Annotated in this window: 15 protein-coding genes; 5 read left to right on the top strand and 10 right to left on the bottom strand. The window is 74.0% G+C overall.

The window, feature by feature from the left end; all coding sequences use genetic code 11:
• Positions 1 to 43: 43 nt before the first annotated feature.
• The gene (bla, locus tag P3H78_RS08130; protein WP_276108149.1) at positions 44 to 973 is read left to right on the top strand and encodes a class A beta-lactamase; all 930 of its coding nucleotides are present in this window, start codon (positions 44 to 46) and stop codon (positions 971 to 973) included.
• Positions 974 to 1,028: 55 nt separating this feature from the next.
• Here the strand turns inward: bla and P3H78_RS08125 are convergent, their stop codons facing one another.
• The 7 genes from P3H78_RS08125 to P3H78_RS08095 form a co-directional block, all read right to left on the bottom strand.
• Complete coding sequence (locus P3H78_RS08125) at positions 1,029 to 2,396, bottom strand: nucleobase:cation symporter-2 family protein (RefSeq protein WP_276108148.1); 1,368 nt, start codon at positions 2,394 to 2,396, stop codon at positions 1,029 to 1,031.
• A 181-nt stretch (positions 2,397 to 2,577) separates the two neighbouring features.
• Entirely contained in the window at positions 2,578 to 3,957 is a 1,380-nt protein-coding gene (locus tag P3H78_RS08120; RefSeq protein ID WP_276108147.1) for an 8-oxoguanine deaminase, read from the bottom strand.
• Between the two features lie 130 nt (positions 3,958 to 4,087).
• Positions 4,088 to 5,035 (bottom strand): factor-independent urate hydroxylase, encoded by a 948-nt coding sequence (gene pucL / locus P3H78_RS08115; protein ID WP_276108146.1) that lies wholly within the window; start codon positions 5,033 to 5,035, stop codon positions 4,088 to 4,090.
• 4 nt (positions 5,036 to 5,039) lie between these two features.
• Positions 5,040 to 5,441 (bottom strand): hydroxyisourate hydrolase, encoded by a 402-nt coding sequence (gene uraH / locus P3H78_RS08110; protein WP_276108145.1) that lies wholly within the window; start codon positions 5,439 to 5,441, stop codon positions 5,040 to 5,042.
• The gene (gene uraD / locus P3H78_RS08105) at positions 5,438 to 5,953 is read right to left on the bottom strand and encodes a 2-oxo-4-hydroxy-4-carboxy-5-ureidoimidazoline decarboxylase (RefSeq protein ID WP_276108144.1); all 516 of its coding nucleotides are present in this window, start codon (positions 5,951 to 5,953) and stop codon (positions 5,438 to 5,440) included. The genes uraH and uraD overlap by 4 nt, the downstream gene beginning before the upstream one ends.
• 177 nt (positions 5,954 to 6,130) lie before the next feature.
• On the bottom strand, positions 6,131 to 6,496 hold the full coding sequence (locus P3H78_RS08100) for a helix-turn-helix domain-containing protein (RefSeq protein WP_276108143.1): 366 nt from the start codon (positions 6,494 to 6,496) through the stop codon (positions 6,131 to 6,133).
• Positions 6,493 to 6,741, bottom strand: a complete 249-nt coding sequence (locus P3H78_RS08095) for a YkoF family thiamine-binding protein (RefSeq protein ID WP_276108142.1) — start codon at positions 6,739 to 6,741, stop codon at positions 6,493 to 6,495. The genes P3H78_RS08100 and P3H78_RS08095 overlap by 4 nt, the downstream gene beginning before the upstream one ends.
• 182 nt (positions 6,742 to 6,923) lie before the next feature.
• On the opposite strand from P3H78_RS08095, the gene P3H78_RS08090 reads away from it, so the two are divergent.
• The 3 genes from P3H78_RS08090 (at position 6,924) to P3H78_RS08080 (ending at position 9,660) form a co-directional block, all read left to right on the top strand.
• Positions 6,924 to 7,763, top strand: coding sequence for a TIM barrel protein (locus P3H78_RS08090; protein ID WP_276108141.1), 840 nt, complete (start codon positions 6,924 to 6,926; stop codon positions 7,761 to 7,763).
• A 185-nt stretch (positions 7,764 to 7,948) separates the two neighbouring features.
• Positions 7,949 to 8,857, top strand: coding sequence for a 2-hydroxy-3-oxopropionate reductase (locus P3H78_RS08085; protein WP_276108140.1), 909 nt, complete (start codon positions 7,949 to 7,951; stop codon positions 8,855 to 8,857).
• A gap of 566 nt (positions 8,858 to 9,423) precedes the next feature.
• A complete protein-coding gene (locus P3H78_RS08080) occupies positions 9,424 to 9,660 on the top strand; it encodes a hypothetical protein (RefSeq protein ID WP_276108139.1) in 237 nt (78 codons plus the stop codon).
• A gap of 186 nt (positions 9,661 to 9,846) precedes the next feature.
• Here the strand turns inward: P3H78_RS08080 and gcl are convergent, their stop codons facing one another.
• Positions 9,847 to 11,631, bottom strand: a complete 1,785-nt coding sequence (gcl, locus tag P3H78_RS08075; protein WP_276108138.1) for a glyoxylate carboligase — start codon at positions 11,629 to 11,631, stop codon at positions 9,847 to 9,849.
• A gap of 279 nt (positions 11,632 to 11,910) precedes the next feature.
• Between gcl and P3H78_RS08065 the strand changes: the two genes are divergently transcribed.
• A complete protein-coding gene (locus P3H78_RS08065; protein ID WP_438827921.1) occupies positions 11,911 to 13,020 on the top strand; it encodes a hypothetical protein in 1,110 nt (369 codons plus the stop codon).
• A gap of 69 nt (positions 13,021 to 13,089) precedes the next feature.
• Here the strand turns inward: P3H78_RS08065 and P3H78_RS08060 are convergent, their stop codons facing one another.
• Both P3H78_RS08060 and P3H78_RS08055 read right to left on the bottom strand, forming a co-directional pair.
• Positions 13,090 to 14,697 carry an AMP-binding protein gene (locus P3H78_RS08060; RefSeq protein ID WP_276108136.1) on the bottom strand — a complete coding sequence of 536 codons (1,608 nt, stop codon included), beginning with the start codon at positions 14,695 to 14,697 and terminating at the stop codon, positions 13,090 to 13,092.
• Complete coding sequence (locus P3H78_RS08055) at positions 14,694 to 16,367, bottom strand: AMP-binding protein (protein ID WP_276108135.1); 1,674 nt, start codon at positions 16,365 to 16,367, stop codon at positions 14,694 to 14,696. The genes P3H78_RS08060 and P3H78_RS08055 overlap by 4 nt, the downstream gene beginning before the upstream one ends.
• Positions 16,368 to 16,387 lie beyond the last annotated feature (20 nt).

Raw genomic sequence — 16,387 nt, 5'->3', positions numbered from 1 at the left:
CACGGTCACCGCGCCCACCGGACCGAACGGGAGAGCTCCGCACATGACCAGTGCCACCCCCCTGCCGCGGCGCGGCCTGCTCCAGGCCGGCCTCGCCGCCTCCACCGCCCTGCTCGTCCCCGCCGCCGCGGCGTCGGCCGCGCCGGGCACGGCCGGTCCCGCGGCGGGGTCCGCGGCCGCGTCCCTGCGCGCGGGCGAGGCCGCGCTGCGCGAGCTGGAGCGGCGCCACGGCGCCCGCCTCGGCGTCTACGGACGCAACGTCCGTACCGGCCGGGTCCTGGCGTACCGCGCCGGTGAGCGGTTCGCGATGTGCTCGACCTTCAAGGCGCTCGCCGCCGCCGCGGTGCTGCACGGCCGGGTGCCGCTGGACCGGGTCGTCGTCTATCCCCCGGCGGACCTGCTGCCCAACTCCCCGGTCACCGTGCGGCACGTGGCCGACGGCATGACGGTGGGCGACCTGTGCGCCGCCGCGATCCGGTACAGCGACAACACCGCGGGGAATCTGCTGCTGCGCCAGATCGGCGGCCCGGCCGGCCTGACCCGATTCCTGCGGCGGCTCGGCGATCCGGTGACCCGGCTCGACCGCTGGGAGCCCGACCTGAACGCGGCCGTCGCGGGCGACCCGCGCGACACCACCACGCCGGAGGCGCTCGCCCGGTCCGTCGAGCGGCCGGCGCTGGGCCGCGTCCTGCCGGACCGGGACCGGGCGCGGTTCGTCGACTGGATGCGGGGGACGACGACCAGCGGGGAGCGGTTCCGCAAGGGGCTGCCGGCCGGCTGGACCGTCGCGGACAAGACCGGCACCGGCGACTACGCGTCGGCCAACGACGTCGGTGTCGCCTGGACGACGCGCCGGACCCCGCTCGTGCTGGCCGTGCTCACCACGAAGCCGGACCGGGACGCGGCCGCGGACGAGCCGCTCGTCGCCGCGGCGGCGCGGGTCCTGGCGCGCACGCTGGCCCCCGGGGAGTGACCCCGGGCGGCCGCCCCCGGGGGATGCCCCGGCGCGGCCGCCCCCGGCGACGGGCTCAGTGGACGGCCGCGATCTCCTCCGCCGCCTCCCTCGACTGCATCGCGTCCGCCGTCCCGCGGCCCCGGCCCAGGTGGTTGAATACGAGGTTGAGCAGGACGGCGGTGACGCAGCCGGTGGAGATCCCGGAGTCCAGGACGATCCGGGCGGTCGCGGGGAAGGCGTGGTAGAAGCCGGGGGTGGTGATCGGGACGAGGCCGGCGGCCAGGGAGACGGCCACGACGACCGCATGGCCGTCCTGGTCGAGACCGGCCCGCACCAGGGTCTGGATGCCGCCGGCGGCCACCGAGCCGAAGAGCACGACGCCCGCGCCGCCGAGCACGGGGCGCGGGACGACGGCGATGAGCGAGGCGGCCGCCGGGCACAGTCCGAGCAGCACCAGGAAGCCGCCGCCGCAGGCGACGACGTAGCGGCTGCGGATCCGGGTCATCGCGACCAGGCCGATGTTCTGCGCGAAGGCGCTGCACATGAACCCGTTGAACACGGGGCTCAGGGCGGAGCCGAGGGTGTCGGCGCGCAGGCCGGCGGCGATCGTCCGTTCGTCCGCGGGGCGTTCGACGATCTCCCCCAGCGCCAGCATGTCCGCCGTGGACTCGGTCATCGAGACGACCATCACCACGCACATGGACAGGATGGCGGCGAGGTGGAACTGCGGGGCGCCGAAGTGGAAGGGGGTGGGGAAGCCGAGCAGCGGCGCACCGGCCACCGGGCCGAGGCGGGCGGCGCCGAACGGGAGGGCGAGGAGCGTCCCGGCGGCCAGGCCGAGCAGGACGGCGATCTGCTGGACGAACCCGCGGGTGAAGCGGCGCAGCAGCAGGACCGTCAGGAGGGTGCCGCCCGCGAGCGCGAGGTGGGCCGCCGAGCCGTAGTCGCGGGCGGACGGATCGGGGCCCTGCGCCCAGCCGAAGGCGACCGGGAGCAGCGAGACCCCGATGAGCGTGATGACCGTGCCGGTGACCACGGGCGGGAAGAAGCGGACCGCCTTGCAGAAGACGGGGGCGGCCAGGAAGCCGAGGGCGCCGGCGACCATGACCGCGCCGAAGATCACCGGCAGGGCGTCGGCCTTGTCGCGGGTGGAGGCGACGACGGCGGTCATGGGGGCGACGCCGGCGAAGGTGACGCCGTTGACGAACGGCAGGCGGGCGCCGATGTTCCACAGGCCGAGGGTCTGCAGGACGGTGGCGAGGCCCGCGGTGAACAGGCAGGCGCCGGTGAGGAAGGTCAGGTCGGTGGCGGACAGGCCGGCGGCCGCGCCGACGATCAGGGGCGGGGCGACGACTCCGGCGTACATGGCGGCCACGTGCTGCAGGCCGCTCGTCGCCATCTTCAGGGCGGGGAGTTTCTCGTCGACGGGGTGGGCGCTCACTGCGGCTCCTCCGGTCGGGTGCACGGACGCCCGGGGTGGCGCCGTGGGTGTCAGGGAGGTGGTGCGCGTGGTCGTGCGGGACCGGGGCCCCTGGCGGGGCGGGGACGGCCGCCGTGGACCCCGCTCGGGTCCGCGGCTGCCGGCCGGGAGCCGTCCCTCCCGGCCGGAGTCCTGGGGTGGTTCAGTCCTGGGCGGCGATCCGCGCCAGGCGGCGGGCCTCGTCGCGCGCGGCGCGGGCGACGGCGTCCTCGTCGACGGTGAGCAGGCGGCCGTTCTCGACGATCTGCCGTCCGTCGACGAAGGAGGCGGTGACCGGGGCCGCGGCGCCGAGGACCAGCGCGGCCACCGGGTCGGCGATGGAGGAGTGGGCGAGGGTGTCCATCCGCCACAGCACCAGGTCGGCGAGCTTGCCCGGTTCCAGGGAGCCGGTCTCGGCGGCCCGGCCGAGGACCCGGGCGCCGCCGTAGGTGCCCAGGCGCAGTGCCTGACGGGCGGTCAGGGCGGCCTCCCGGTGGGCGCCGAGGCGGTTGATGAGGAGGGCGTTGCGCAGCTCGGTGTGGAGTTCGCCGGACTCGTTGGAGGCGGTGCCGTCGACGCCGAGGCCGACCGGGACGCCGGCGGCCAGCATGTCGGGGACGCGGGCGATCCCGGCGGCCAGGCGGGCGTTGGAGGAGGGGCAGTGGGCGACGCCGGTCCCGGTGCGGGCGAAGGCGGCGATGTCGGAGTCGTTCATGTGGACGCAGTGCGCCATCCACACGTCCTCGCCGAGCCAGCCGGTGGACTCGAAGTAGTCGGTCGGGCCCATCCCGAACAGCTCGTGGCAGAACTTCTCCTCCTCGACCGTCTCCGAGCCGTGGGTGTGCAGCCGTACGCCCTTGCGGCGGGCGAGTTCGGCGCCCTGCCGCATCAGGTCGGTGCTGACGGAGAAGGGCGAGCAGGGGGCGACGGCCACCTGGGTCATGGCGTCGGAGGAGGGGTCGTGGTGCGCGTCGACGGTCGCCTCGGTGGCGGCCAGCGCTTCGTCCAGGGTCTCCACGGCGAAGTCCGGGGGCAGGCCGCCGTCCGAGGCGCCGCGGTCCATCGAGCCGCGGGCGAGGGTGAAGCGGACGCCCATGTCGCGGGCGGCGCCGACGATCGCGCCGGACAGGTCGCCGGAGCCTCGCGGGAAGACGTAGTGGTGGTCCGTCGCGCAGGTGACGCCGCCGCGGGCCATCATCGCGAGCGAGCCCTGGGCGGCCGCGCGGACCATCGGCTCGTCGATGCGGGCCCAGGTCGGGTACAGGGCGACGAGCCAGTCGAAGAGGTTGTGGTCGGTGGCCAGGCCCCGGGTGATCCACTGGTAGAAGTGGTGGTGGGTGTTGATCAGGCCCGGGGTGACGAGGTGGCCGGAGGCGTCGATGCGGCGTACGACGTTCTCCAGGCCGTCGGGGGCCCGGCCCGCGCCGAGCGCCTCGATCCGGTTGCCGGCGAGGACGACGTACCCGGAGGCGTACTCGGTGTCCTGCGCGTCGACGGTCGCGATCGCGCCGTTCTCGATGACGGTGCGCTGGGCTGCTGCCATGGTTCGTTCGTCCTGTTCGCTCGGGGGGCTGCGGGGGCGGGCGCGGCGGGACCCGGGGAGCCGGGTGCCGCCGCCGGGGGCGGGCCCGCCGGTCGCGGGTGCCGAGGGAGGTCCGGCCGGAGGAGACGCGTCAGAGGTTGCTGTGGTCCACCGGGATGCGGGCCTCGCTGCCGTCGCGCAGGACGGTCGCCTCGATGAGGCCGTAGGGCCGGTCGGCCGCGAAGTAGACCTCGTTGTCGTTCTCCAGCCCGAAGGGCTCCAGGTCGACGAGGAAGTGGTGCTTGTTCGGGAGGGAGAAGCGGACCTCGTCGATCTCGTCGCGGTGGTCGATGATGCGCGCGCCCATCTGGTACAGCGTCTGCTGCAGCGACAGCGAGTACGTCTCGGCGAAGGCCCGGAGCATGTGCTTCTTCGTCTGCTCGTAGGACTCGTCCCAGTGCGGCATCCGCTCCGCGTCGCCGGTCCAGCCGAACCGCCACCGGCCGGACACCTCGGTGGCCAGGATGCGGTCGTGGGCCTCCTTCAGCGTCGTGTACCTGTCCTTGGCGTAGCCCCAGAACTCCGAGTCGGTCGTGTTCATCACCACGAGGTCCTTCAGGCCGGAGACCACCTCCCACGACGCGCCGTCGTAGGTGACCTGGGTGAGCCGGGTCTCCTGGCCGGTGCGGACGAAGGAGTGGCGGACCTCGTCGGCGCCGAGGGGGCGGGAGCCGGCGTCCGAGGACGCGATCCGCTCCCAGGCGTACTCCTCGATGCGGATGCGGGCCCGGTGGATCGGCCCCTGCGAGGTGACGAAGTGGCGGGCGAGGTGGATGCCGAACTGCTCGGCGGACTCGATGCCGTGCTCCTTGGCGAAGGCGTACACCGTGTTCTTGGTGGTGTCGGTCGGCAGCACGTGGGCGTTGGAGCCGGAGTAGTGGACGTCGTCCATGTCGCCGCTGAGGGAGACGGAGACGTTGAGGTCCTTGATGTGGTGCGTGGCACCGTCCCGAGTGACCTTGACGACCCGGTTCTCGGCCTTGCCGTACTGGTTCTGCCCCAGGACGACCGGTCGGGCGGGGCGGGGATGGGCGGTCATGTAGCTAGCTCCCTCGGTAAACGGAGTAGCCGAACGGGTTGAGCAGCAGCGGTACGTGGTAGTGCTCGCCGGGGTGCACGGCGAAGGTGACCGTCACCTCGGGGAAGAACACGGCACCGCTGTCCCGATTCGCGGGGGCGTCCTGCTGCGCATCGGCTTGCTTCTCGGCGATGTGGGCGAAGTACGGCTCGACGGCGAAGTCCAGCCGTACGTGGGTGGTGCCCGCCGGCAGGGCGGGGAGGTCCTTGCACCGGCCGTCGGCGTCGGTCGCGGAGCCGCCGAGCGCCTGCCAGTGGGCCGCGGACCCGGAGCGGGCGCGCAGGTGGACGGCGACGCCCCCGGCGGGCCGGCCGGCGCTGGTGTCCAGGATGTGCGTGGACACCGAGGCGGTGGTGTCGGTGCTCATGGGGTGTCCTCCTGCAGCAGTCGGGCGAGCCGGATGCGGTTGATCCTGCCCAGTTCGGTGCGGACGATCTCGCGCTCCCGCTCCGGCGTGTTGGCGATCCGCTCCTTGAGGGCGTCGCGCATCTCCTCGCCGGTCCGGCCGGTGGCGCAGATGAGGAAGACGTGGCCGAACCGCTCCTGGTAGGCCAGGTTGAGTTCGAGCATCTCCGCCCTGAGACCGGCGGAGGCGCCGGCCATGCCCCGCTGTTCGCGGGCGGAGGCCGGATCGCCGGGCCGGGGGCGGCCGATGGGCGGGTGGCCCGCCATCGCCTCGTCGAGGTCCTTGTCGCTCAGCTCGGCCGTGGCGGCCTCGCCGGCCGCGCAGAGGTCCTCGGCGGTGGCGTACGGGCGGCCGGCCAGCAACCGTGCGCCCCAGGCGCGGGCGGCGCACACCTCGTGGAGCGCGGCGCCGGCCGCGTGCTCCTCCAGGGAGTTGAAACGGGCGAGGCCCTGCGGCGTGGAAGGGGACGTCACGGGAGCCTCCGTGGCCTGGTGCGGTACGGGCTGCCTGTAGCTAACGCCCTCCGGATGACAACGTCAACACTTTGTTGAAAATTCTGCGCGGCAGTCCGGCCCCGCCGCCGCGCGCCCGGCACGGGCAGCCGCCCCGGCCCGCGGCGGAGCCCGCCCCGGGGCCGGTGACGACCCTGGTCAGCCCTTGTCCCGGTTGAGGTAGTTGTAGACGGTGAAGCGGCTCACCCCGAGCGCGCCCGCCACCGTCTCCACTCCGTGGCGCACCGCGAAGGCGCCGCGCGCCTCCAGCGTGCGGACGATCTCCTGCTTGGCCCTGCGGTCGAGTTCGGCCAGCGGGCGGCCGCGCCTGCGCTCCATCGCGGCGAGGATGTGGTCGAGGGAGTCCGCCAGTTGCGGCAGCCGTACGGCGAGGGCGTCGATCCCCTCCCAGGACAGGACGACGTCGTCGGGGCCGGCCTCGTCGGGCGGGAGCAGCTCGCCGCCGATGGCGTCGACCAGCGGCTTCACGGCCGCGATGAAGGACTCGCCGCCGGCCCCGGTCACCGCTCCTCCCCGACCACGTTGACCTGGAGCGAGATCCGGGTGGCGCCGGCCCGGAGGGCCTGGCGCAGCAGGGCGTCGACGGCGGTGAGCACGGCGTCCGCACCCCCTTCCGCGGTGTTGCCGAAGGGGCCGACGTCGACCGCGTCCAGCGCGGCCGCCTCGATCACCTCGCGGGCCACCAGCGCGTGCGCCGGCGCCTCGTCGAGATCGAAGGGCTCGGTCGTGAACTCCACTCTCAATCGCACGCGCACAACCTAACCCGGGCCGCCGCTCCCGGGGGATGCCTCCGGCTCCCCGAACCCTGCCGCACCGCGGCCACCCCTTGACAGGCCGCGACACCCGACGGCACTCTTCCGTTGAACAGAATTAGACTTCCACTATCCGAAATAAGCGTCAGGGATACCTCACGGAAGGGAGCGCGGCCCCGATGGGATTTGCAGACCAGCGCTTCAACGTCAACCTGTCGATCCTCTTCACCGAACTCCCGCTCCTGGAGCGCCCCGCGGCGGCCGCCGCGGCCGGCTTCACCGCGGTCGAGCTGTGGTGGCCCTGGATCGACACCCCGGTCCCCGCACGGTCCGAACGGGACGCGCTGCGCGGGGCGATCGAGGCCGCGGGGGTCCGGCTCACCGGCCTGAACCTCTACGCCGGACGCCTCCCCGGGCCGGACCGCGGCGCGCTGTCGGTCCCGGGCGCCGAGTCGGAGCGGTTCCGCGCCAACGTCGAGGTGGCGGCCGGCTTCGCCGGCGAGCTGGGCTGCACGGCGCTCAACGCCCTCTACGGCAACCGGGTCGAGGGCCTGGACCCGGCCGAGCAGGACGCCCTGGCCCTGGAGAACCTGACCCTCGCGGCCCGGGCCGCCGACCGGATCGGTGCGGCCCTGCTGATCGAGGCGCTGAACCGGCCCGAGTCGCCGGACTACCCGCTGGTGTCGGCGGCGGCCGCGGTCGGCGTCGTCGACCGGGTCAACGCGGCGACGGGACTCGGCAACGCGAGGTTCCTGATGGACCTCTACCACCTGTCCGTGAACGGCGAGGACCTGCCGGCCGTGATCGAGGAGCACACCGCGCGGACCGGGCACGTGCAGATCGCCGACAACCCCGGCCGCGGAGCACCCGGCACGGGCTCGCTCCCGCTGGAGGACCTCCTCGACCGGCTGGGCGACGCGGGCTACGCGGGATGGATCGGTCTGGAGTACAAGCCCGGCGACCGCCCGAGCGCCGAGTCCTTCGCCTGGCTGCCGCCCGCGGCCCGCGCGGCGCGCTGAGCACCGGCGGGCAGGCTCCGCCGACCACTCGACCGCGCGGCCTCCGGGCACCGTCCGGTGCGACCTCCGGGCACGGTCCGGCCCGGCCGTCCGGCACCGGTCCGCACGGCACGCCGCGCGCCGCCCCGAGCGGCCCGCCGAGCACCGACCACCCGACGCAGCAGAGCACTTGGAGAGGCACCCCCATGACCACCCACCCCACGGACACCGCCCGGCCCGCGATCGCCTGGATCGGCCTCGGCATCATGGGATCCCCGATGTCCGAGAACCTGATCAAGGCGGGCTACGACGTCACCGGCCACACCCTGGAGCAGGACAAGCTGGACCGCCTGACCGCCGCCGGCGGGACCGCGGCCGGCTCCGTCGCCGAGGCGGTGCGGGAGGCCGACGTGGTGATCACCATGGTGCCCGCGTCCCCGCAGGTCGAGGCGGTCGCCCACGGACCCGGCGGCATCCTGGAGAACGCCCGGCCCGGCACCCTGCTGATCGACATGTCCTCGATCACCCCGCAGACCTCCGTCGATCTGGCCGCGACCGCCCGGGACAAGGGCATCCGGGTCCTGGACGCCCCGGTGTCCGGCGGCGAGGCGGGTGCCGTCGAGGCGGTGCTCTCGATCATGGTGGGCGGGGAGCGGGACGACTTCGAGCGGGCCCGGCCCGTCCTCGAGGCGCTGGGCCGGACGGTCGTGCTGTGCGGCCCGCACGGCGCGGGCCAGACGGTCAAGGCCGCCAACCAGCTGATCGTGGCGGTGAACATCCAGGCCTGCGCCGAGGCGGTGGTCTTCCTGGAGAAGTCCGGCGTGGACCTGGAGGCGGCCCTGGAGGTCCTGGGCGGCGGCCTGGCCGGCTCGACCGTGCTCGCCCGCAAGAAGGAGAACTTCCTGCGCCGCGACTTCGCGCCGGGCTTCCGCATCGACCTGCACCACAAGGACATGGGCATCGTCACGGACGCGGCCCGCGCGGTCGGCGCCGCGCTGCCGGTCGGCGCCGTGGTGGCCCAGCTGGTCGCCGCACTGCGCGCCCAGGGCGACGGTGGCCTGGACCACTCGGCGCTGCTGCGGGCCGTGCAGCGCCTCTCCGGCGACCGCGTCTGACCGGCCCCCCACGAACTCCGGGCGGCGGCGCCGCCGACACCTGTCCTGTCGCGCCCAGGCGACGGCGCCGCCCGGACCCCCTTCACCCCACCGTGGACGCCGTGTTCACGGCACACGGTCGAAGCTCCCCGGACCGCGCACGGGGTCCCACCGGAGGTCACGACTCCGTGCGCAGGGCCCGCACCGCCGAAGGACGACTCCCCCGAGGGGTGGTCGCCCGGCGGCCGTGCGGGCCGGACGAGGACCGCGGCGGCGTGCGAGCCAGTGCGGTGGTGAAGGCCCCGGGCCGCCCTCCCGACCAGAGGGAGGCCGGCTCCGGTGCCGTCGCACCCGCCGCGGCCCCCGTCCGCCCCGCCCCCGCGGGGCCACGGGACCCCGTCCGGCGGCGCGAACGTCCTGGCCCGCCCAGCCTCGCGCCGTCGGACGGTCACCACCGGACACGGAGGGCGCCCACCGCGGACCACCCGCGCAGGGCGCCCTCCGGCGTCCCGGTGCCCCCCGGACCCGGGCTGGTCCGATGGCCGTTCCGGCGTGCGGATCCGCCGCGGCGGCAGGAGGCTGAAGACATGAGCCACCCCGCGCAGCACCCCCACATCGTGGTCCACGCCCCGGCCCTGGACGGCTCCCGGCGGGTCACCGAGGGCGAGGTGACCCTCGGCCTCGCCTCCCACCTGGACGACGTGGTCGAGATCCTCCGCATGGCCGACCTGGACCGCATCGAGGTCGAGGAGAGCGACCTCGTCGAATGGCAGGGCGGCGGCCCGGAGGACTGGCCGGGCCTGACGGAGCACGACGACGTCTGATCCGGCGGGGGACGGCGTACGGCGCCGTACGGCCCGGCCGTTCACCCCTGGACGCCCGCCCCCTCCGCCCGGCGGGCCGTGTCCCGGCGGCCGACGGCCGTCATGCCCGCGCCGCACGGCGCCGCGCCCGTACGGGAGAAGGGGCGGCCCCCTCACGGGTGGGCCGCCCCGGGTGGTGGGTGCGGGTCAGGACGTGAGGGCCCTGATGGCGGTCGGGGCGTGGGCGGGCTCGGTGGCGAGGGCCTCGAACTCGACGACCGCGCCGATGTCGTTGGTGGTCGACATCGCGATGTTCGTGACCCGCTCCAGGATCGCCTCGACCACCACGGGCACCCGGTGCTCGGCGGCGAGCTTCTTCGCCTGCTCGAAGGCGGCGCCCAGCTCGCCCGGTTCGGTCACGCGGATCGCCAGGCAGCCGAGGCCCTCGGCGACCTTGACGTGGTCGACGCCGTAGACGCCCAGCTCGGGCGCGTTGAGGTTCTCGAACTCGAGGTTCACCTGGAAGTCGATGTCGAACGCCTGCTGCGCCTGACGGATCAGGCCGAGGTAGGAGTTGTTCACCAGCACGTGCACGTACGGGATCCGGTGCTGCGCGCCGACGGCCAGTTCCTCGATCATGAACTGGAAGTCGTAGTCGCCGGAGAGCGCCACCACCTGCGCCCCGGGGTCGGCCTTCGCCACGCCCAGCGCGGCCGGCACGGTCCAGCCGAGCGGGCCCGCCTGGCCGCAGTTGATCCAGTGCCGGGGCCGGTAGACGTGCAGCATCTGCGCGCCGGCGATCTGGGACAGGCCGATGGTGGAGACGTAGCGGGTCCCGGGGCCGAAGGCCTTGTTCATCTCCTCGTAGACGCGCTGCGGCTTGATCGGCACGTCGTCGAAGTGCGTGCGGCGCTGCAGCCGCGCCCGGCGCTCCTGCGCGGCGGCGGCCCACTCCCCCCGCCCGGGCAGCCGGCCGGCCGCCTTCAGCTCCCCGGCCACCTCGACGAACAGCTCGAGGGCGGCCTTCGCGTCGGAGGCGATGCCGTAGTCGGGGGCGAAGATCCGTCCGATCTGGGTGGGGTCGACGTCGACGTGGACGAAGGTGCGGCCGCGCGTGTAGACGTCGAGGCGGCCGGTGTGGCGGTTGGCCCAGCGGTTGCCGATGCCGAGGACGAAGTCCGACTCCAGGAAGGTCGCGTTGCCGTACCGGTGCGCGGTCTGCAGGCCGACCATGCCCGCGTTCAGCTCGTGGTCGTCGGGGATCGATCCCCACCCCATCAGGGTCGGCACGACCGGAATCCCCGTCAGTTCGGCGAACTCCACGAGCAGTGCGCACGCGTCGGCGTTGACGATGCCGCCGCCGGCCACGATCAGCGGGCGCTCGGCCGCGTTCAGCATGCCGATCGCCTTCTCGATCTGGGCACGGGTGGCGGCCGGCCGGTGGACCGGCAGCGGGGCGTAGGTGCCGGGGTCGAACTCGATCTCGGTCTGCTGGACGTCGACGGGCAGGTCGATCAGGACCGGGCCGGGGCGGCCGGAGCGCATCAGGTGGAAGGCCTGCTGGAAGACGCCGGGGACCTGCGCCGCCTCCAGCACGGTCATGGCCATCTTGGTCACCGGCCGGGCCACGGCGGCGATGTCCACGGCCTGGAAGTCCTCCTTGTGGATCACTGCGGTCGGGGCCTGGCCGGTGATGCAGAGGATCGGGACGGAGTCGCCGACGGCCGAGTACAGACCGGTGATCATGTCGGTGCCGGCCGGGCCCGACGTGCCGATGCACACGCCGATGTTGCCCGGGGCGGTGCGGGTGTAGCCCTCCGCCATGTGCGAGGCGCCCTCGACGTGCCGGGCGAGGGTGTGGTGGATGCCGCCGGACTCCTTGAGCGCCGCGTAGAAGGGGTTGATCGCCGCGCCCGGCACACCGAACGCGTCGGTGACGCCCTCGCACTTGAGGATCTCAACTGCCGCGCGGGCAGCGGTCATTCGGGCCATCGGTAACTCCTGCCTCGGCTGCCGGATTCGCACTCCCGTCGCGCCCCGCGGTGAGTCTCTCCGTCACGCTTTCCGGTTATTTTCCGTATAGCGGAAAAAATCTTCTGCTATTTGAAATCAATGTAGGTGTGGTGCCCGAAGGGCGTCAAGAGAGGGCAAGGTCGGGCCCGGCACTGCCCGAAAGCGACGGACAGTCCGGGGCCCCCTGGAGCACGATGGAACGGCTGCCCGACCCCGAGCCCCGCCCCGCCGCCCGACCCGACGCCCTGGAGAGGGTCCATGCCCGAGAGCGTGCCGGTGTGCTGCCCGGCCTGCCGGCGCGAGCACGTCTACGTCGTGCCGTCCTATCCCTGCGCCTGCGGCGCGCCCGTCGCCCCGTCGCCCGTGCGCGGCGTCGCGCCCGCCCCGGTCGTCCACCGCGTCTGGGAGGAGGACTGGATCACCGTCCGCTGCGGCCACTGCGGCCGCCACGACCCCTGGCCCCGCCCCGAACTGGGCTGCCCGTGCGGCACGATGCTGCGCATCCCGGTGACGGAGGCCGCGCCCGGGGAGCCCGCGGCGGAACACGCCGCGGAGCACGTGGAGCCGGGACGCCCGTCCACGGGCGGGGGCCGTCCGGGCACGGGACGGAACCACGGGGTCGATCTGCCGCCCCGGGAAGAGGACTCGGGCGCGGGGCGGACTCGCCACAGCGCCGGAGGCGGCGAACTTCCGCACCCGAACGACGACGTGGACGGCGAGCGGTCGGTGTCCGCGTACGGTGCGGACACCGACCCGTCGGCCCGGGAGTGGAGCCCGGGCGGGAACCTGCCGGACCCGGGGGCCGACACGAACGACGAACCGCCCTTCCCGGAGCGGGACATGGGCACGGGTCGCGCGGTTCCGGGCCGTCCGGTCCCGGGGCCGGGGCGGGGAGCGGCGCCGGGCGGCGGTGCCGGGCCGGTGCCGCACGCGGCCGTCACGAGCGGGCCCGCCCACGAGGTCACCGCTTCCCCGGTGGTCCGGCCGCGGCCGGCCTTCCGGTCGCTCGCGATCCGGAGCCCCCGCGACGCGGTCACCGCCGCCGCACTGTACCTGCGCTGGCTCGGCTTCGAGCAGATCCGCCGGGCCGACCAGCGGCCGCCGTCCGGCATCGGCCTCGCCGCGCGCGGGCTGCTGGCCCAGGTGGAGGCCGCCGCCCGGCCCGCCTCGCTCCGGGACGTGGAGTGCCTGTGGCTGACGGCGATGACGGAGTCCGCGGACTGTGCCTGCTTCTCCCTCGCCGGCTACACGGAGGACGCCCGGGCCTGCGCCGACGCCCTGGGGATCCCGCTGTTCGTCCTCGATCCCACGGGCCGTCCGCGGGCGGTCAACGGCCCGGCGGACGCGCTGCACACCGCGGGCGCCTGACCGGACCCGGGCGGGGTCCGCGGCCGGGACCCGGCGCAGCACCGGGCCCCGCGCTCCGCCGACGGCGTGTCACCCGCCGTACGTCTCCCGCAGTTCGACCTTGCGCACCTTGCCCGACACCGTCATCGGGAAGGCGTCCAGGATCCGCAGCCGCGCCGGCGCCTTGTAGTGCGCCAACCGGTCGGCGCAGAAGGCGCGCACCTCCTCCAGCGTCGGCGGATCCGCCGGGTCGAGCGGGATGACGCAGGCGAGGACCTCCTCGCCGTACCGCTCGTGCGGCACGCCGACCACCTGCACGTCGCGGATCTTCGGATGGCCGTAGAGGAACTCCTCGATCTCGCGCGGGTAGATGTTCTCCCCGCCACGGATGATCATGTCCTTGATGCGGCCGACGATCTCGACGTATCCGTCCTCGCGCATCGTCGCGAGGTCGCCGGTGTGCATCCAGCGGCCGGGGTCCACGGCCTCCGCGGTCTTCTCCGGCTCGTCCCAGTAGCCGAGCATCACGCTGTAGCCGCGGGTGCACAGTTCGCCGGGGGTGCCGCGGGGCACCGTCACGCCGGTCGCCGGGTCGACGATCTTCACCTCGATGTGCGGCAGCACCCGCCCGACGGTCCCGGTGCGGTGCTCCAGGTCGTCGTCACGGCGGGTCTGGAGGGAGACCGGGGAGGTCTCGGTCATGCCGTAGCAGATGGACACCTCCGCCATGTGCATCTCCGCCACCACCCGCTTCATCACCTCCACCGGGCAGGGCGAGCCCGCCATGATCCCGGTGCGCAGCGAGGAGAGGTCGTAGGAGCCGAAGTCCGGCAGGTTCAGCTCGGCGATGAACATGGTCGGCACCCCGTACAGCGAGGTGCAGCGCTCCTCCTGCACCGCCCGCAGCGTGGCGGCCGGGTCGAAGGACGGTGCCGGGATGACGATGCAGGCGCCGTGCGAGGTCGCGCCGAGGTTGCCCATGACCATGCCGAAGCAGTGGTAGAAGGGCACCGGCAGGCACACCCGGTCCTGCTCGGTGTAGCCGACCGTACGGCCCACCCAGTAGCCGTTGTTGAGGATGTTGTGGTGGGAGAGGGTCGCACCCTTGGGGAAGCCGGTGGTGCCGGAGGTGTACTGGATGTTGATCGGGTCGTCGCAGCTCAGCTCGGCGGCGATCGCGGCCGTCCGCCCGGGCGGCACCGCTCCGGCGCCCGCGACGAAGCCGTCCCAGGACGGGTCGCCGATGTAGACCGTCTCCCGCAGGTCCGGGCAGGAGCCGCGCACCTGCCCGACCAGCGCCCGGTAGTCGCTGCCCTTGTGCGCGAGCGAGGCGACCAGCAGGGAGATCCCGGCCTGCCGCAGCACGTAGCTCAACTCGTGCGCCCGGTAGGCGGGGTTGATGTTCACCATGACGACGCCGATGCGGGCGGTGGCGTACTGGACGAGCACCCACTCGGGGCAGTTGACCGCCCAGATGCCGACCCGGTCCCCCTTGGCCACGCCCTTGGCGAGCAGGCCGCGCGCGACCTCGTCGACCGCGGCGCCGAACTCGGCGTAGGTCCAGCGGCGGCCGGAGGCCACGTCGACGAGGGCCTCCCGGTCGCCGAAGGCGGCGACCGCCCGGTCGAGGTTGGCGCCGACGGTGTCGCCGAGCAGGGGCGTGCTGCTCGTCCCGTGGCTGTACGACGGCTCGCTCACCGGAAGTCCTCCTCGCGGTACTCCTGTTCCGAGCCGGCGGCCGTGGCCCGGCGCAGCTCGATCCGGCGGATCTTGCCGGAGACGGTCTTGGGCAGCGCGCCGAACTCCAGGCGCCGGACGCGCTTGTAGGGCGCGAGCACCTGCCGGGAGTGCTCGAAGAGCATCTCGGCGGTGTCGGGGCCCGGCTCCCAGCCCTCCGCCAGCACGACGTACGCCTTGGGCACGGCCAGCCGCAGCGGGTCCGGCGCGGGCACGACGGCGGCCTCGGCGACGGCCTCGTGCTCCAGCAGGGCGCTCTCCAGCTCGAAGGGGCTGATCTTGTAGTCGGACGCCTTGAAGACGTCGTCGGCGCGGCCGACGTAGGTGATGTAGCCGTCCGCGTCGCGCGAGCCGATGTCGCCGGTGCGGTAGTAGCCGCCCGCCATCGCCTCCGCGGTGCGGTCCGCGTCGCCGTGGTAGCCCGCCATCAGGCCGACCGGCCGCTGGGACAGGTCGAGCGCGATCTCGCCCTCGTCGGCGCCCGGCGCCCCGGTCACCGGGTCCAGGAGCTCCACCCGGTAGCCCGGGCTGGGCCGCCCCATCGAGCCCGTCCTCAGCGGCTGGCCGGGGCTGTTGGCGACCTGCACGGCCGTCTCGGTCTGCCCGAACCCGTCCCGGACGGTCCGTCCCCAGGCGCGCCTGACCTGGTCGACGACCTCGGGGTTCAGCGGCTCCCCGGCGGCGACGACCTCGCGCGGCGGGGTGCGCAGCTGGGTCAGGTCGGCCTGGATGAGCATGCGCCACACGGTCGGCGGCGCGCAGAAGGTGGTGACCCCGGCGCGGTCGATCTCGGCCATCAGCCGGGCCGCGTCGAACCGCGTGTAGTTGTGGATGAAGACGGTGGCCTCGGCGTTCCACGGGGCGAACAGGTTCGACCAGGCGTGCTTGGCCCACCCGGGCGAGGAGATGTTCAGGTGGACGTCGCCGGGTTTCAGGCCGATCCAGTACATCGTGGCCAGGTGCCCGATCGGGTACGAGGTGTGGGTCTGCTCGACCAGTTTGGGGTGCGCGGTGGTGCCGGAGGTGAAGTACAGCATCAGCGGGTCGTCGGCGAGGGTGGGGCCGTCGGGGACGAACTCGGCGGGGGCCGCGTAGGCGTCCTCGTAGGGCTCCCAGCCCTCCTCGGGCAGGCCGCCGACCGCGATCCGCGTGTAGGTGCCGGGCACCTCGGCGAACTTGGCGGTGTCCTCCGCGCGCGCGACCACGTGCCGGACCTGGCCGCGGTCGACCCGGTCGCGCAGGTCGGCGGGGCCGAGCAGCGGGGTGGCCGGGATGACCACGGCGCGCAGCTTCATCGCCGCGAGCGCCGTCTCCCACAGTTCGGCCTGGTTGCCGAGCATGACGAGGATCCGGTCCTCGGCGGCGACGCCCCGGGCACGCAGCCAGGACGCGACCCGGTTGGAGCGGGCGGCCATCTCCGCGAAGGAGATCCGGGTCTCGGTGCCGTCCTCCTCGACGATGTGCAGTGCGGTGCGGTCGTTCCCGTCGGCGACGACGTCGAACCAGTCCAGCGCCCAGTTGAAGTGCTCGGGCCGGGGCCACTCGAAGCCCGCGTGGGCCGCTGCGTAGTCCTCGCGGTGCTCCAGCAGGAAGTCGCGCGCTCTGCGGAAGTCCTCGGTCGCCGTCGTCATCTGTCCTCCTCGGTGCCGGA

Origin of the sequence: Streptomyces tropicalis (assembly GCF_029269835.1) — a bacterium.
Classification (GTDB): Bacteria; Actinomycetota; Actinomycetes; order Streptomycetales; family Streptomycetaceae; genus Streptomyces; species Streptomyces tropicalis.
This window is presented reverse-complemented; position numbering and strand designations above follow the sequence as displayed.

Coding starts and splice junctions, on each gene's coding strand:
- P3H78_RS08090 (WP_276108141.1), top strand. CDS start 6,924: ATGGGATTTGCAGACCAGCGCTTCAACGTCAACCTGTCGATCCTCTTC.
- bla (WP_276108149.1), top strand. CDS start 44: ATGACCAGTGCCACCCCCCTGCCGCGGCGCGGCCTGCTCCAGGCCGGC.
- P3H78_RS08120 (WP_276108147.1), bottom strand. CDS start 3,957: ATGGCAGCAGCCCAGCGCACCGTCATCGAGAACGGCGCGATCGCGACC.
- P3H78_RS08080 (WP_276108139.1), top strand. CDS start 9,424: ATGAGCCACCCCGCGCAGCACCCCCACATCGTGGTCCACGCCCCGGCC.
- P3H78_RS08065 (WP_438827921.1), top strand. CDS start 11,911: ATGCCCGAGAGCGTGCCGGTGTGCTGCCCGGCCTGCCGGCGCGAGCAC.
- P3H78_RS08055 (WP_276108135.1), bottom strand. CDS start 16,367: ATGACGACGGCGACCGAGGACTTCCGCAGAGCGCGCGACTTCCTGCTG.
- uraH (WP_276108145.1), bottom strand. CDS start 5,441: ATGAGCACCGACACCACCGCCTCGGTGTCCACGCACATCCTGGACACC.
- gcl (WP_276108138.1), bottom strand. CDS start 11,631: ATGGCCCGAATGACCGCTGCCCGCGCGGCAGTTGAGATCCTCAAGTGC.
- pucL (WP_276108146.1), bottom strand. CDS start 5,035: ATGACCGCCCATCCCCGCCCCGCCCGACCGGTCGTCCTGGGGCAGAAC.
- P3H78_RS08085 (WP_276108140.1), top strand. CDS start 7,949: ATGACCACCCACCCCACGGACACCGCCCGGCCCGCGATCGCCTGGATC.